This window comes from Nocardia anocheti (assembly GCF_029675105.1).
Classification (GTDB): domain Bacteria; phylum Actinomycetota; class Actinomycetes; order Mycobacteriales; family Mycobacteriaceae; genus Nocardia.
In genome coordinates this window covers 241,666-257,054 of the sequence record NZ_JAQQFV010000008.1, presented here as the reverse complement: position 1 = coordinate 257,054, position 15,389 = coordinate 241,666, and the positions used below count along the sequence as shown (strand labels likewise).

15 protein-coding genes are annotated in these 15,389 nt (G+C 69.4%); 7 read left to right on the top strand and 8 right to left on the bottom strand.

The features are described from left to right. Positions 1-25: 25 nt before the first annotated feature. On the top strand, positions 26-1,960 hold the full coding sequence (locus QC180_RS22240; RefSeq protein ID WP_278264870.1) for an ATP-binding cassette domain-containing protein: 1,935 nt from the start codon (positions 26-28) through the stop codon (positions 1,958-1,960). A 288-nt stretch (positions 1,961-2,248) separates the two neighbouring features. On the opposite strand, the gene QC180_RS22235 is transcribed toward QC180_RS22240, so the two are convergent. From QC180_RS22235 to QC180_RS22210, 6 genes are all read right to left on the bottom strand, one after another. Next, positions 2,249-2,932 carry a heme-binding beta-barrel domain-containing protein gene (locus QC180_RS22235; RefSeq protein ID WP_278264722.1) on the bottom strand — a complete coding sequence of 228 codons (684 nt, stop codon included), beginning with the start codon at positions 2,930-2,932 and terminating at the stop codon, positions 2,249-2,251. An 81-nt stretch (positions 2,933-3,013) separates the two neighbouring features. Next, positions 3,014-3,319: a DUF1416 domain-containing protein gene (locus QC180_RS22230; RefSeq protein ID WP_278264721.1), complete on the bottom strand. Its 306-nt coding sequence runs from the start codon at positions 3,317-3,319 to the stop codon at positions 3,014-3,016. A 4-nt stretch (positions 3,320-3,323) separates the two neighbouring features. Next, entirely contained in the window at positions 3,324-4,157 is an 834-nt protein-coding gene (locus QC180_RS22225; RefSeq protein WP_278264720.1) for a sulfurtransferase, read from the bottom strand. Between the two features lie 31 nt (positions 4,158-4,188). Continuing rightward, a complete protein-coding gene (locus tag QC180_RS22220) occupies positions 4,189-4,659 on the bottom strand; it encodes a DUF4395 domain-containing protein (protein WP_278264719.1) in 471 nt (156 codons plus the stop codon). A gap of 276 nt (positions 4,660-4,935) precedes the next feature. Further along, a complete protein-coding gene (locus QC180_RS22215; RefSeq protein ID WP_278264718.1) occupies positions 4,936-5,370 on the bottom strand; it encodes a thioredoxin family protein in 435 nt (144 codons plus the stop codon). After that, positions 5,367-6,209 carry an LmeA family phospholipid-binding protein gene (locus tag QC180_RS22210; protein ID WP_278264717.1) on the bottom strand — a complete coding sequence of 281 codons (843 nt, stop codon included), beginning with the start codon at positions 6,207-6,209 and terminating at the stop codon, positions 5,367-5,369. Before QC180_RS22210 ends, QC180_RS22215 begins: the two co-directional genes overlap by 4 nt. Before the next feature lie 156 nt (positions 6,210-6,365). Here QC180_RS22210 and QC180_RS22205 point away from each other — a divergent pair, with 156 nt between their 5' ends. The 6 genes from QC180_RS22205 to pstB all read left to right on the top strand — a co-directional run bounded on the left by QC180_RS22205 (position 6,366) and on the right by pstB (position 12,295). Then, positions 6,366-7,127: a winged helix-turn-helix transcriptional regulator gene (locus QC180_RS22205; RefSeq protein WP_278264716.1), complete on the top strand. Its 762-nt coding sequence runs from the start codon at positions 6,366-6,368 to the stop codon at positions 7,125-7,127. 98 nt (positions 7,128-7,225) lie between these two features. Further along, complete coding sequence (mshD, locus tag QC180_RS22200) at positions 7,226-8,131, top strand: mycothiol synthase (protein ID WP_278264715.1); 906 nt, start codon at positions 7,226-7,228, stop codon at positions 8,129-8,131. A 292-nt stretch (positions 8,132-8,423) separates the two neighbouring features. Further along, entirely contained in the window at positions 8,424-9,533 is a 1,110-nt protein-coding gene (gene pstS, locus QC180_RS22195) for a phosphate ABC transporter substrate-binding protein PstS (RefSeq protein ID WP_278264714.1), read from the top strand. Between the two features lie 92 nt (positions 9,534-9,625). After that, positions 9,626-10,594, top strand: a complete 969-nt coding sequence (gene pstC, locus QC180_RS22190) for a phosphate ABC transporter permease subunit PstC (protein WP_278264713.1) — start codon at positions 9,626-9,628, stop codon at positions 10,592-10,594. Then, positions 10,594-11,499, top strand: coding sequence for a phosphate ABC transporter permease PstA (gene pstA / locus QC180_RS22185; RefSeq protein ID WP_278264712.1), 906 nt, complete (start codon positions 10,594-10,596; stop codon positions 11,497-11,499). Before pstC ends, pstA begins: the two co-directional genes overlap by 1 nt. A gap of 19 nt (positions 11,500-11,518) precedes the next feature. Beyond that, positions 11,519-12,295, top strand: coding sequence for a phosphate ABC transporter ATP-binding protein PstB (gene pstB / locus QC180_RS22180; RefSeq protein WP_278264711.1), 777 nt, complete (start codon positions 11,519-11,521; stop codon positions 12,293-12,295). Between the two features lie 180 nt (positions 12,296-12,475). On the opposite strand, the gene phoU is transcribed toward pstB, so the two are convergent. Both phoU and QC180_RS22170 read right to left on the bottom strand, forming a co-directional pair. After that, positions 12,476-13,138 carry a phosphate signaling complex protein PhoU gene (gene phoU, locus QC180_RS22175; protein WP_278264710.1) on the bottom strand — a complete coding sequence of 221 codons (663 nt, stop codon included), beginning with the start codon at positions 13,136-13,138 and terminating at the stop codon, positions 12,476-12,478. A 74-nt stretch (positions 13,139-13,212) separates the two neighbouring features. After that, a complete protein-coding gene (locus tag QC180_RS22170) occupies positions 13,213-15,255 on the bottom strand; it encodes an LCP family glycopolymer transferase (RefSeq protein ID WP_278264709.1) in 2,043 nt (680 codons plus the stop codon). Positions 15,256-15,389 lie beyond the last annotated feature (134 nt).

Below are 15,389 nucleotides of genomic sequence, written 5' to 3'. Positions count from 1 at the left end.
GTCGTTGACGGCGGATGTGCGGGCGATGTGGGGATTGCTCGCCCTGTCACCGTGGCGGGTGGCGGTGGCCGTCGCCTGGGGCGTGGTCGCGCTCGGCAGCGGACTCGGCCTGGCCGCCCTGGCCGCCTGGCTGATCGCCCGCGCCTGGCAGATGCCGCCGGTCCTGGACCTCAGCGTCGCGGTGGTGGCGGTGCGCGCGCTCGGCATCTCACGCGGCCTGTGCCGCTACCTGGAACGCCTCGCCACCCACGATGTGGCACTGCGCGCGATGACCTCCGCGCGAACCAGTGTGTACCGCACCCTGGCTCACGCGGACATCTGGTGGTGGCGCGATCCCCAACGTGCCGCGGGCGTGCTCGGCCGCGCATCCAGCCGGGCCCTGCCCACCGACGAGGTCGAAGATGGGCCGCAGTGGTGGACGAGTGGTGAGCCGGGTGGGGTGACTGCCGGGAGTGGGCGGGAGTTGCGGCGTGGGGACGTGTTGGTGCGGGTGGGGGCCGATATCGATGATCTCGGGGCCGTGGTGGTGCGGGTGTTCGTGCCGGTGGCGGTCGCGGTGGTGTTGTCGCTGGCTGCGGTCGGGTTGATCGCGATCATCTCGCCGCTCGCGGCGGTGATTCTGGCGGTGGCGCTGGGGGTTTCGGGGGTGTTGGCGCCGTGGTTGTCGGCGGTGGCGGGACGTGAAGCCGAGCGGGCGGTGCGGGTGGATCGAGGCGATTTCACGGCCGAGGCCATGACGGTGCTCGATCACGCCGCTGAACTGCGGGTCGCGGGCCGGTTGGACGCGGCCCTCCAGCAGGCGGACACGGCGTCGCGGCGGGCGGTGGCGGCCGAGGACAAGGCCGCCTCGCACAGCGCCTGGGCCGCCGCGGCCACCCCGCTCGCGATCGGCGTCAGCGCGCTCGGCGCCCTGCTCGTCGGCATCGCCGCCTACGGCCCCACCGGTGGCCTGCCCGGCGGCATGACCCCCATGGCCCTCACCATCCTGGTCCTGGTCCCGCTCTCGGCCTTCGAAGCCGTCGCCGCCCTCCCCACCGCGGCCACCACCCTCACCACCTCCCGCGCCGCCCTCCACCGCCTCCAACAGGCCGAACGCGGCAACACCGCACCCGTGCCCGAGGCCGGGCCACGCACAGCCGTGGCCACGCGTACGACCGTGGCCGTGCGCGGCACCGCTGTCACTGCGAGCACCACCGCGTCCATGCGCGAGGTCGCGTCGGGTACCGGTGTGGACACGAGTGAGGCTGCGGGCACCGCGATCGCGTCCGTGCGCGATGCCGCGTCGGGTACGGCCGTGGTCGTGGGTGGGGCTGCGCGTGGTGCCGCTGACACCGCGAGTAGGGCCGCCGATGGTGGCACTGCGATCGCGGGCGAGGCGGGTGGGGATGTGGCCGAGTGGGCTGAGGGTCTGCCGCATGGGCGGCGGGTCGTGGTTGTCGGGCCCAGTGGGGCCGGGAAGACGACGCTGCTCATGGCATGGGCGGGGTTGTTAGACACCCCGCGCGAGGGGGTGACGTTCTTCGCCGAGGACGCGCATCTGTTCGGCACCTCGCTGCTGGAGAATCTGCGGGTGGCGCGGGGCGATCTCACCGAGGAGACGGCCGAGAACGCCTTGCGCGCGGTCGGTCTCGGGGACTGGCTGGAGACCTTGCCGAAGGGCCTGCACACCACGCTGACCGGGGGAGCGGCGGCGGTATCCGGTGGTCAGCGGCGGCGCATCCTGCTCGCGCGCGCACTGGTCTCCCGGGCCCACACCCTGCTGCTGGACGAACCGACCGAACACCTCGACGCCGCCGAAGGCGAGCACCTGCTGCGTGCTCTGCTCGACGCGGACAGCGGCCTGGTCGACCCGGACCGCACGGTCGTCGTCGTCACCCACCAACTCCCCACCGACCACCGCGCCGACACCGTGGTGACGGTGACCGCCTCCGGAATCCACCCAGGTCAGAGCCGGAATTAAATCAATTGCCGACCGCGTCGCACAGGGCTAGATTCATCGGTACACAAGAGAGGAGGTGGTCTGAAGAATGTATGTTCAACGGATGCGTGAGGTGGCTGCCCGCTAGCAGCCCCACTGTGGGATCACCCCCAGCGGTGCGCTGAGAGCGAATCCCAAGCAGTCACCCGACCCCCGAGCCCCCGGCCCATCCGACCGGGACCGCCACGTTCCCAGGAACGCGACGGAACGGCTCGGGGGTCGCTCCATGTCCGACCGGCAGAGGCCGGAACCCGATGTGCAGGGCCGGGATCAGCCGATGTAGCGCTGGAGGCGGGCGGAGAGGCGGGGTTCGAGGGCGCCGTCGGCGTCGACTCGTTCCTCGACGTAGGCCAGGTCGCCGCCCTCGACGATGCCGTAGAGGCGCTTGGCGCCGCCGACGACCGCGCCGGACTGGCTGCGGATGACCACGTCGGTGGCCAGTTCCCAGGAGGACTGGGTGCGGGCGGTGCCGTAGAACAGTTCGACGATGCCGGAGCTGTGGGTGAGCAGGAGTTCGATCACCTCGTCGTCGCCGTCGGTGCCGACGCGCCAGAAGCCGCTCTCGCGCAGGTCGGGGCCGACGTAGGCGCCGCCCTCGGTGTCGAGTTTCCAGGTCTGTGACTCCCAGACCAGGTAGTCGCCGCCGTCGTGGGAGACGGTGATCTGCTGGCCGAAGCGGTAGTCGCCGTCGGCGGGGTTGTTGCCCTCGCCCTCGCCGCGCCACACGCCGACCATCGGCAGCAGCGCCAGCATGGCGTGGTTCAGGTCGGGGCCCTCGCGCAGATTCGCGGTGTCGGGCGGCAGGGGGAGGTCCGGCAGCACGGAGATGTTCCGGACGCCGGTTTCCTTGGCTCGTTCGGCGGCGACGTTGACTGCCTCGTCACCACTGCGACGCGGCGCGGCCGCGTCGGTCACGTCACTGGCGTTCTCGGCCGGATCGGAAGATGAGACCACGAGCCGAAGTGTAGTCAGTCCGGGTGACGGATACGCAAACGGCCCTGGTAGGAGACCTACCAGGGCCGTCGTGCGGTGGTACTACTTGGCGACCGCGACGTCCACGGAGTGGATGCCCGCGCCCTCGGGGCGGACCTCGGCCGAGCCGTTGCCCGACGAGGACAGCGCGCGCAGGGTCCACGAACCCGGCGCGGCGAAGAAGCGGAAGTCACCGGTGCCGGAGGCGACGACCTCGGCGGTGAAATCACCGTTGCCGTCGAGCAGACGCACGAACGCGCCGCCCACCGGCTGGCCGTCGGTGCTCAGGACACGGCCGGAGATGACCGTCTCCTTCTCCACGTCGACACCGGCCGGGATGGCCTGACCCTGGGTAGGTGCTGCACACATAGATTTACGCTCCCAACTCGATAGGTGCACCGACGAGCGAACCGTATTCGGTCCAGCTGCCGTCGTAGTTCTTGACGTTCTGGTGGCCGAGCAGCTCCTGCAGCACGAACCAGGTGTGCGAGGAACGCTCACCGATGCGGCAGTAGGCGATGGTCTCCTTCTCGCCGTCCAGGCCCGCGTCCTTGTAGAGCTCGGCGAGCTCGGCGTCGGAACGGAAGGTGCCGTCCTCGTTGGCCGCCTTGCTCCACGGCACGTTGATCGCGCCCGGGATGTGGCCGGGACGCTGGCTCTGCTCCTGCGGCAGGTGCGCGGGAGCCAGGATCTTGCCGGAGAACTCGTCGGGCGAACGCACGTCGACGAGGTTCTTGGTGCCGATGGCCGCGATGACCTCGTCGCGGAACGCGCGGATCGAGGTGTCGGGGGTGGCGGCCTTGTACTGGGTGGCCGGGCGCGAGACCGCGTCACGCGAGAGCGGACGACCGTCGAGCTCCCACTTCTTGCGACCGCCGTCGAGCAGCTTGACGTCGTTGTGGCCGTAGAGCTTGAAGTACCAGTAGGCGTAGGCGGCGAACCAGTTGTTGTTGCCGCCGTACAGCACGACGGTGTCGTCGTTGCTGATGCCGCGCGCGGAGAGCAGGTCGGAGAACTGCTCCTGGTTCACGAAGTCGCGACGAACCTGATCCTGCAGGTCGGTCTTCCAGTCCAGGCGGACCGCGCCTTCGATGTGGCCACCCTCGTAGGCGGAGGTGTCCTCGTCGACCTCGACGAAGACGACGCCGGGGGCGTTGAGGTTCTCTTCGGCCCAGTCAACGGAGACCAGGACATCGGAGCGAGCCATGTTGTTCCTTTCAGAGATGACGTGCAGGGGGTCAGTTCGGTGCCGGGGCAGTGGACCGGCGGAAGCGGGCCACCAGCGGATAGATCTGGCAGCCCAGGCAGACCCCGAACGCCGCGTTCAGGAACGCCGCGAACAGGGCGAAGCCGGCGAACACCGCGCCGACGATCGAGGAGCCGAGCGCGAAGCCCAGCAGGGACAGACCGGCGAACACGAAGCCGAGCGCCTGCGCGAAACGCAGCGGCGGCACGGGTTCGGTCTCGGTCGGCGGACCCAGCCGCGGCGCCACGAACGCCGCGTAGATCCGCCCGTAGGGGTGCTTGGCGGGGCCGCGCGCCGCGCCGATCGCGAACACCACGGCCTGCAGGCCGATCAGGATCGCGGCGGCGACGGGGGAGAAGGCGGCGGTGACGAGTACCAGGACCAGCACGCCGGTGGTCACCCAGGCCACGAAGCGTGGCCCTCGGACATCGACGCGCGGTGCGGAATCGAGAGTGGTGGTCATGGGTGCGAACTCCTGCGCTGAGATGAGTCAGTTGACTTCGGATCTGCCAGTTCGCCGGGGGATCTGTTCGATCACTCGCGCGGCGGACATAGGTCGGCGTCAGGAATCTCCTCGGAGATGCCGACCGATCAGCGGCACAGGCAGCAACAACCACCGAGGCGACACAGGTCAACTGTGCGGCGTCGGGTGAGCATCAGCTCGTGGTCGGATTGCACGAGGAGTAGTTTACCCGGTCTTCCCGGGAAATGTCGCGGCCCCCCTGGACCGGGAGCTGGATCACACCGTCAGCGGTTCCAGGGCGGTGCGCAGATCGCCCGCCTTCGGCACCCCGGAGATGCGGAAGCGTTCCTTGCCCTCGGCGTCGAAGACGAAGGTCGTCGGCAGCGACAGGACATTGAGTTCGCGGGCCAGCGCCGGGTCGGCGTCGATGTCGATCTCGATGTCGCGCGGGGCGTTCGGGGAATCCGACAGATCGGCGGTGACCCCGGCGACCACGCGGCGGACCGCGTCGCACGGGCCGCACCAGTCGGCCGAGAAGTGCAGCACCGCGGGCGCCGAACCGGTGACCCCGGCCGCGTCGAGCAGGCGGGCGCGCTCGGCGGTCTGCGGGTCGAGGGTGGCCGGGCGCACGCGGCCCTGACGGCGGCGCAGCAGCAGCCCGACCGCGACGGCGGCCAGCACCACGGCGGCGAGGATGGCGAGTTCGATCATCTGCGTTGCAATCGGTCCAGGTCGATGGTCACGTTGCGGCCGATCCCCTCGACGACGATCTGGCCGCCGAGCGCCGACACCTCGGTCGGTGTGACACCGAACGGCAACTCCTTGGTATCGATCGTACGGCTGAAGCGCTCGAGCACCGCCGCCTGATCGGCCTCGGGGATCTCGTTCTTGGTCGTGGTGGTGGTGTCGGTGGGGCCGCTGGTGTCGCGGTAGAAGCCGGTGGCCTGGATGCGGACCTGGTCGCCGTCGAGCAGCAGATCGGCCTGCACCTGCACCGGGACGCGGGTGCTGGTGCTGGTCGGGACGACGCCGGTCCCGAGGACGCGGCCGTTGGGCGCGGTGGCCAGGGTGCCGGTGAGCACCAAGGCGCCCGCGGTGGTCATGCCGGAGCCGCCCGAGCCGCCGGTGCCGTCGGACTTGTCGGCGGGGCGGGTGTGTACCTGCAGGTCGGGGATGCCGAACAGCCTGCCCAGCTCGGTGGGCTCGATGCGCATGCTGGCCTCGACCCGGTCGACCTGCACATTGCGGGCCGCGCCGTCGAGCAGCTGGCCGATCGGGGCGTGCAGGCCGCTGAGGGTGGCCTCCATGCCGATCTCGCCGGGGATGTCCGGGCGCATGCTGCGCGCGCGCAGGGTCACCTTGTCGTAGCGGCCGCCGAGGGCCTGGGCGGCGAAGGGGAAACCGTGGAAGGTCACTTCGGGGTCGGCCGACAGTTCGGCTCCGGCCCGCAGCTGCCGCGACACGTCGTATTCCGTGTAGGCGGCGGCGCCGAAATCGATCACCACCGCCAACCCGGCCAGGCACAGCAGCCCGATGATCAGCTTGCGCATGGGGTGACTCTATCGGTGCCGACACATCGGGTCGGGCACATGGTGCGAGGTCATGGCCTTCCAGGCGCTAATGTTGCACACGACTGACCTGTGTTTCGGCGACGTAGCTACGCGGCTGCTGTCGTCCGCGGAGCCACGAGATAGGAGGAGAGCCCGGTGGAGCTGCTCCTACTGACCTCCGACCCCAACCCCGACGCGGTGCTGCCGTCGTTGTCGCTGCTGGCGCACAACGTCCGCCCCGCGCCGACCGAGGTGTCCTCGCTGCTGGAGGCGGGTAGCGCCGATGTCGCCCTGGTCGACGCCAGGACCGATCTGGCCGCCGCCCGCGGCCTGTGCAGGCTGCTGGGCAGCACCGGGTCCTCGGTGCCGGTGGTCGCGGTGCTCACCGAGGGCGGCCTGGTGGCCGTCAACGCCGACTGGGGACTCGACGACATCCTGCTGCCCGGCACCGGCCCGGCCGAACTCGACGCGCGACTGCGGCTGCTGGTCGGGCGCAACGGTGGCGTGGCCAGCCCGGAGAACACGGGCAAGATCACCCTGGGTGAGCTGGTGATCGACGAGGGCACCTACACCGCGCGGCTGCGCGGGCGCCCGCTCGACCTCACCTACAAGGAATTCGAGCTGCTCAAGTACCTCGCCCAGCACGCGGGCCGGGTGTTCACCCGCGCCCAGCTGCTGCAGGAGGTGTGGGGCTACGACTTCTTCGGCGGCACCCGCACCGTCGACGTGCACGTGCGGCGCCTGCGCGCCAAACTCGGCAGCGAGTACGAATCGCTCATCGGCACGGTTCGCAATGTGGGCTACAAGGCCGTGCGCCCGGCCCGCACTCCCGCCAAGGGCGACGCGGTGAGCTTCCCGGACGACGATGTCGACGGGGACGACTCGCTCACCCCGGCGAGCAACGGCACCGCCAAGTAGTCTCCGCCACCCGCGGGGAAGCATTCGCCGCCGTGGCGGTGTTGGACGGTGCGACGACGCGGCACGGGCCGCGCACGACAGCGAGGAAGGCAACCCACGTGGCTGCGGCAAACCTGACCTGGACCGACCGGATCGACGCGGACACCGCCGACCGAGTGCGCGCGCTGCTCGCTCGGGCCAAGGCCGCCGACGGGGTGGCGCCGGTCTCGGAACAGGCCGTGCTCTCCCTCGCCGACGTCGACCCGTCGACCCGGCATCTGCTGGCCGAGCGCGACGGCGAGCCGGTGGGCTACGCGAATCTCGTTGCGGCGCATGACGAACACCCCGCGATGGCCGAGGTGGCCGTCGATCCGGACGCGCGCCGCGCCGGTCTCGGCGCCGAACTCGTCGGTGCCGCGCTGGCCGAGGGCGGCGACGGCGCACGGGTCTGGGCGCACGGTGACCTGCCCGCCGCGAAGGCCCTCGCGGCCCGTCTCGGCCTGGCCACCGCCCGCGAACTCTGGCAGATGCGCCGCTCGCTGGCTACCCCTGAGCTACCTGAACTGACCGTGCCCGACGGCCTCGTCCTGCGCACCTACGCGGGCCCCGCCGACGACGCCGAACTGCTGCGCGTCAACAACGCCGCCTTCGCCTGGCACCCCGAACAGGGCGGCTGGACCGAGCGCGACATCGCCGCCCGCCGCGCCGAGTCATGGTTCGACCCGGCCGGGCTGTTCCTGGCCTTCGACGCCGCCGATCCCGCGCGGCTGCTCGGTTTCCACTGGACCAAGGCGCACCCCGACGCGGCCCCGGCGGGCGAGGTCTACGTGGTGGGCATCGATCCCGCCGCGCAGGGCCGTGGCCTGGGCCGACTGCTCACTCTGGCGGGTCTGCGCCACCTGCGCGACACCGGGCTCACCGAGGTGCTGCTCTACACCGAGGCCGACAACACCGCCGCGGTGAACACCTACACGAAACTCGGTTTCGCCCCGGCACATGTGGATGTCGCCTACGCGCTCGCCTGAGACTGCGAGACACCTCACAGCAACGGTGAATTCCTCGCCGTGGCTGAATAACACGCGGCTGAGCGGGTACCGCGCGGTGAAAACAGGGCGAACGTCACATCCGTGACCCTGTTGGCGCCGGGCTGTTCATTCTCCGTTCATCCACGTCGGGCCAACTGTCAACCGTGCGACCTTACGTTTCTTCTGGGCGGCACAGTCGTCGCCTGATGTGCGCGCTGTCCGCGCCGCGCATCGCCCTACTCGCCCGGGCCGGTGAGGGACCGAGCGAGTTGTCAGCAATGTCGGAGGAAAAGTGAACTTCAAGCGCACCAGTGCCCTGGTCGGCGCCGTCGCCGTCGGCGCGATGACCCTGGCCGCCTGTGGCAGCGATGACAACACCACCGCGGGCGGCACCACCGCCAACACCAGCGTCGACTGCGGTGGCAAGCAGGCGCTCAAGGCGTCGGGTGCCTCGTCGCAGAAGAACGCCATGGAGCGCTTCGTCGCCGCGTACGAGACCAACTGCGACGGCTTCACCCTCAACTACACCTCCTCGGGCTCCGGCGCCGGTGTCAACGAGTTCCTCGGCGCCCAGACCGATTTCGGTGGCTCCGACTCGCCGCTGAGCTCGAAGAAGGAAGAGCCCGCCAAGGCCCAGGAACGCTGCGGCGCCCCGGCGTGGAACCTGCCGACCGTCTTCGGCCCCATCGCCATCACCTACAACATCGACGGTGTGAGCGACCTGGTCCTCGACGGCCCGACCGCCGCCAAGGTGTTCAACGGCTCCGTCGCCACCTGGGACGCCCCGGAGATCAAGGCGCTCAACCCCAACGCCAAGCTGCCCTCGGAGAAGATCGCCGTGATCTTCCGCTCCGACGAGTCGGGCACCACCGACAACTTCCAGCTCTACCTCGACGCGGCCTCCGACGGCGCGTGGGGCAAGGGCGGCGGCAAGACCTTCAACGGTGGCGTCGGTGAGGGTGCCAAGGGCAACGAGGGCACCTCGGCCGCCATCAAGAGCACCAAGAACTCGATCACCTACAACGAGTGGTCCTTCGCCAAGGCGCAGAACCTCTCGATCGCGCAGATCATCACCTCCGCGAGCAAGACCCCGGTCACCCTGTCCGCCGAGACCGCCGCGGCCTCGATCGACGGCGTGAAGATCAAGGGCGAGGGCAACGACCTGGTGCTCGACACCAGCTCGTTCTACAAGCCCACCGCCGCCGGTGCGTACCCGATCATGATGGCGACCTACGAGATCGTCTGCTCGAAGTACGCCGACGCCGACACCAGCAAGGCCGTCAAGGCCTTCCTGACCTCGGTCGTCACCAACGGCCAGAGCGGACTCGCCGACGCGGGCTACGTGCCCCTGCCGGACGCGTTCAAGACCAAGCTGACCACCGCGATCGACGCCATCTCCTGATCGCCGAGTCGGCCATGACCATGCACCCCGAGGTGACCGCGCCGGGCTCGTCGAATTCGACGGGCCCGCGGGCGGCCGGAGATACTGCGACTATGCCCGAACCGAAAATCGACAAGACCCCGGACGCGGGTCGTACCGGTCGTGTCAACGCCGAGACGATCTTTCGGTGGACGGCCACCGCGGCGGGCGCGACGATCGTCGCCGCCATCGCGCTGATCGCGTTGTTCCTGCTGATCCGCGCGGTCCCCTCGCTCATGGCCGACGAGGCGAACTTCTTCACCAGCACCGAGTTCTCCACCGGTGACGCCAACAACCTGCGCTTCGGCATCCGCGACCTGTTCATGGTGACGGTGCTGAGCTCGCTGTTCGCGCTCATCGTCGCGGTGCCGATCGGTGTCGGCATCGCGCTGTTCCTGACCCACTACGCGCCCTCGCGCCTGAGCAAGCCGTTCACCATGCTGATCGACCTGCTCGCCGCGGTGCCCTCGATCGTGTTCGGTCTGTGGGGCTTCCTGGTGCTGGCGCCGCAGATCGCGCCGGTGCAGGACTTCCTCAACGACAAGCTGGGCTGGTTCTTCCTGTTCGCCGACGGCAATGTCTCCATCGCCGGTGGCGGCACCATCTTCACCGCCGGGGTGGTGCTCGCGGTGATGATCCTGCCGATCATCACCTCGGTGGCCCGCGAGGTGTTCGCGCTCACCCCGCGCGCGCACATCGAGGCCGCGCAGGCCCTGGGCGCCACCAAGTGGGAAGTCGTGCGGATGACCGTGCTGCCCTACGGCCGCAGCGGTGTGATCGCCGGGTCCATGCTGGGCCTTGGCCGCGCGCTCGGTGAGACCATCGCGGTGCTGGTGGTGCTGCGCACGGCCAGCCAGGCCGGGCACTGGTCGCTGTTCGACGGCGGCTACACCTTCGCCTCCAAGATCGCCTCGGCGGCCTCGGAGTTCAGCTCCCCGCTGCCGACCGGCGCCTACATCGCCGCCGGTTTCGTTCTCTTCGCGCTGACCTTCGTCGTCAACGCGCTGGCCCGCCTGGCCTCCGGCGGAAAGGTGAACGGCTGATGGCCACCACGACGCTGCTCGACAAGCCGGTCAAGGCGCCCACGTTCCGTCACGTCAGCACCGCGAGGCGGATCAAGAACAACCTCGCGACCGCCCTGGTCACCACCTGCTTCGTGATCGCGCTGATCCCGCTGGCCTGGGTGCTGTGGCTGGTGGTGAGCAAGGGCATCACCGCCATCGTCACGGCGGACTGGTGGTTCAACTCGCAGAAGGGCATCCTGCCCGACCAGACCGGTGGCGGTGTATACCACGCCATCTACGGCACCATCGTGCAGTCGGCGATGGCCTCGGTGATCGCGGTGCCGCTGGGCATCATGGCCGCGGTCTACCTGGTCGAATACGGCCGAGGGCGACTGGCCAAGGTCACCACCTTCATGGTCGACATCCTCGCCGGTGTGCCCTCGATCGTGGCCGCGCTGTTCATCTTCGCGCTGTGGATCGCCACCCTCGGCATGCCGCAGAGCTCCTTCGCCGTGTCGCTGGCGCTGGTGCTGCTGATGCTGCCGGTGGTCGTGCGCAGCACCGAGGAGATGCTCAAGCTGGTGCCCGACGAACTGCGCGAGGCCTCCTACGCGCTGGGTGTGCCGAAGTGGAAGACCATCGTGCGCATCGTCGTCCCGACCGCCGCGCCCGGCATGGTCAGCGGCATCCTGCTCTCGGTCGCCCGCGTGATGGGCGAGACCGCGCCGGTGCTGGTGCTGGTCGGTTACAGCAAGTCGATCAACCAGAACATCTTCGACGGCAATATGGCCTCGCTGCCGCTGATGATGTACCAGGAGCTGGCCAACCCGGAGGCCGCGGGCCGCGAACGAGTCTGGGGTGCGGCGCTCACGCTGATCCTGATCATCGCGGTGCTGTATCTGGCCGCCGCCGGTGTCAACAAGCTGCTCACCCGCAACCGATAGAAGCGAACGGACAACTCCCATGGCCAAGCGGATCGACGTCAAAGATCTGAACATCTACTACGGCAGCTTCCACGCCGTGTCGAGCGTGGACCTGACCGTGCTGCCCCGCAGCGTCACCGCCTTCATCGGTCCCTCCGGTTGCGGCAAGTCCACCGTGCTGCGTTCGCTCAACCGCATGCACGAGGTGACCCCCAACGCCCGCGTCGAGGGCGCGGTGCTGCTCGACGGCGAGGACATCTACGGCTCGGCCATCGACCCGGTCGGCGTGCGCCGCACCATCGGCATGGTCTTCCAGCGCCCGAACCCGTTCCCCACCATGTCGATCAAGGACAACGTGGTGGCCGGGCTCAAGCTGCAGGGCGTGCGCAACAAGAAGGAACTCGACGAGGTCGCCGAGCGCTCGCTGCGCGGGGCGAACCTGTGGAACGAGGTCAAGGACCGTCTCGACAAGCCCGGCGGTGGCCTCTCCGGTGGTCAGCAGCAGCGTCTGTGCATCGCCCGCGCCATCGCGGTCTCGCCCGACGTGCTGCTCATGGACGAGCCCTGTTCGGCCCTCGACCCGATCTCTACCCTGGCGATCGAGGACCTGATCACCGAGCTCAAGAAAGAGTTCACCATCGTGATCGTCACCCACAACATGCAGCAGGCCGCGCGCGTGAGCGACCAGACCGGTTTCTTCAACCTCGAGGCCCAGGGCAAGCCCGGCAAGCTCATCGAGATCGACGACACCGAGAAGATCTTCTCCAACCCCACCCAGCGCGCCACGGAGGACTACATCTCCGGCCGCTTCGGCTAGCTGTCCCGCCTCCCCGCGACTTCAGGCCAGACTGAGGCGCGGGGAGGTTTGTGTTGGCGGCAAGACGGTGGTCGTGGGTGGGTTCGCTCGTACCCGGCGAGTTACCCATGTTCGTGCGAGATCAGTGCGCAAGCAGACAAAAGGCCCGTGCGATTGCACGGGCCTTTTCGCGCGTGTGCGTCAGTTCTCCAGGTCTTCGTCGGAGGGCAGCACGCCGGTGACCAGGAAGATCACCCGGCGGCCGATCTCGACGGCGTGGTCGGCGAAGCGCTCGTAGTAGCGGCCGAGCAGGGTGACGTCGACGGCCGAGGCCACGCCGTACTTCCACTCGCGGTCCATCAGCAGGGTGAACAGGTGACGGTGCAGGTCGTCCATCGCCTCGTCGTCCTGGTTGAGCTGGGCGGCGCGCTCGGGATCACGGGTCTCGAGCACCTCCTTGGCGCCCGCGCCCATGTTCACCGCGATCCGGCCCATCTCGGCGAAGTAGCCGTTGACCGACTCCGGCAGGGTGTGGTTGGGGTGGCGGCGCCGGGTCACCTTGGCCACGTGCAGCGCGAGCGCGCCCATCCGGTTCACGTCGTTGACGATCTGGATCGCGCTGACCACCTGCCGCAGATCGCCCGCGACGGGCGCCTGCAGGGCCAGCAGCGCGAACGCCTTCTCCTCGGCCTCGCTGATCATCACCGAGATCCGATCCTGCTCCCCGATGACCTGCTCGGCCAGCGTGAGGTCGGCCTGCAGCAGCGACTGGGTGGCCCGTTCCATCGCCTGCCCGGCGAGACCGGCCATCTCGCCGAGGAGGTTGGCGAGATCGGCCATCTGCTCGTTGTAGATCACACGCATGAAAGCTGACCCTAGTGGGTACCAGCAGCGCTGTCACCCAACGCCGGGTTAATGGCGGATGGCTGCGTGGCGGCTCAATCGCAGCTGGTGTCGGCCGCGTTCATGTGCTCGAGATCGGAGGGCAGGGCAACCGGGGCGGCCGTGATGGGCTCGCCGGAGGCGGCACCGGTGATCTCGGTGCTGACCGGGGTGGGGGTGCGGACCGTGCCGGAGAAGTCCGCGCCGAGGATCAGGTCGACGATGCCGCCCGCGAGGTCGTCGGAGCGCTCGATCGAGGCGCCGGGGATGGCGCTGGCGACGGTGGCGGCCTCGGCCTCGTTGCCCTCGGCGTAGCGCACCTTGGTGGTCTCGCTGGTGCCCATGGCGTAGTTGCCCACGTGGTAGATGCCGAAGCCCTGTGCGCCGAGCCGGTTGGCCGTCTGCTGGGCGAGGCCGCCGAGGCCGGAGCCGTTGGACACCCGCACCGAGACCGAGCTGGGGTTCACCGCGTAGATCTTGGGCGCCTCGGTGGCCGGGGCCGGTGTGGTGGAGGAGGTGATCGGCGGGGCGGTCTCCTCGCCGGGCAGCGGCTGGTCGTCGATGATCGCGCGGAAGATCGCCTTGATGTCGGATTCACGCGGGATCTCGTTGCCGTAGTTGGTGGTACCCGCGGTCGGCGCGGTGATGAAGGTGACCGCGCCCGCGCTCACCTTCTGTAGCGAGCGGCCCAGCAGGATCAGGTCCTGGGTGGCCACGCCGTCGACGAAGGTGTGTTCGCGGAAGGCGTCCACGAAGCCCTGCAGCTTGCCCGGATCGAGCAGCACCTTGCTCGACAGCGCCCCGCGCAGCAGCGCCGACAGGAACTGCTGCTGGCGATGGATGCGGTCGTAGTCGCTGCGTTCCTCGCCGATCACATGCCGGGCGCGCACGTAGTTCAACGCGGACTGACCGGTGATGACCTGGCGACCGGAGGTCTCGAGCACGGTGCCGAGCACGCCGTCGATGATCGGCTTGGTCGAGCACACCTCGACGCCGCCGATCTTGTCGACCATGGCCTCGAAACCGGCGAAGTCGATGCCGATGAAGTGGCCGATGTTCAGGCCCGACATCTTGCGCACCACGTCGACCAGGCAGCGCGGGCCGCCCGCCGCGTAGACGGCATTGAGTTTGTCGCCGATGAACGGGGCGACCTTCTCGTTGGTGTAGTCGCCTTTGTCGTTGTCCCAGGCCGTGCACTGCGGTCGGCTGACGTCCAGATCGCGCGGGAACGACACCACGACCACCCGCGAGCGGTTCTCCGGGATGTGCACCAGCATCACCGTGTCGGCGCGCGCGCCTTCGGCGTCTTCGACGGTGCCAGCGCCGACGCCCGCGTTGAGTCCCGCGCGGGTATCGGTGCCGACGATCAGGTAGTTCTCGTCGCCGAGCTGCATGTCACCGTCGAGGACGTCGTCGGTGGAGCCGTCCAGCGCCGACACCTGGGTGAACCCACTGTTGGTGGCCTGCAGATAACTCCACCCACCACCGGTGATCACCAGCGCCAGCACCGCCATGAACGTCAGCGAGACCCGCCCGGCCATGCGCAACTGCCTGCGCCGATGCCCGTCGGCGCCGGAGCGCTTGTCCCCGTCGGGTCGCTTGGGCGGGGCGGGCGGGGCCGTCTTGACCGGCGTGGCCCGCTTGGGCGGCGCGGTGGTGTCGGTGATGGCGGGCAGGATGTCGGTGACCGGGTCGCCCGGATCGTTCACCATGCCGACGGGCAGCGCGGTGGTGGCGGTGCGGTCGGCGGGGGAGGGGGCGGTGCCCGCGATATCGCTGGCGACGGGAGAGGAATCGGTGCGCGGCGCGATGTCGGCGCGCGGGGTGGGACGGGGGGCCTGCTCGCGGGCGCGGCGACCGGCGCGGGAAGGCGGGGCCTCGGGCGCGGGGGCCGGACGTCTGCGCTTGATGCGTTCGCTGTCGACACGGTCGACGAGGTCCTGCACGGTCAGCGGTGCGGAGCCGGACTCCGGTGCCGCGTCCGCGTGCCGGGAACGCCTGCCGGTGTTCTCGGTCTCGGTGGGCTCTGCCGTGGGGTAGCGCTCCCAGGGGGCGCGACCTCCGGACCTGGGCGTACGCCCGCGCCGATCGTCACCCACCAACGAACCTCACTTCTCACTCTGGCGCAGCGTGCGCGTCATCGCCCGGCTCCGGGTCGGACCGGAGAGGAACGATGTCCGCAATGATAACGATTCCGCCACGAGAGGCCACTCCTGTGCGCAAACGAACCGCT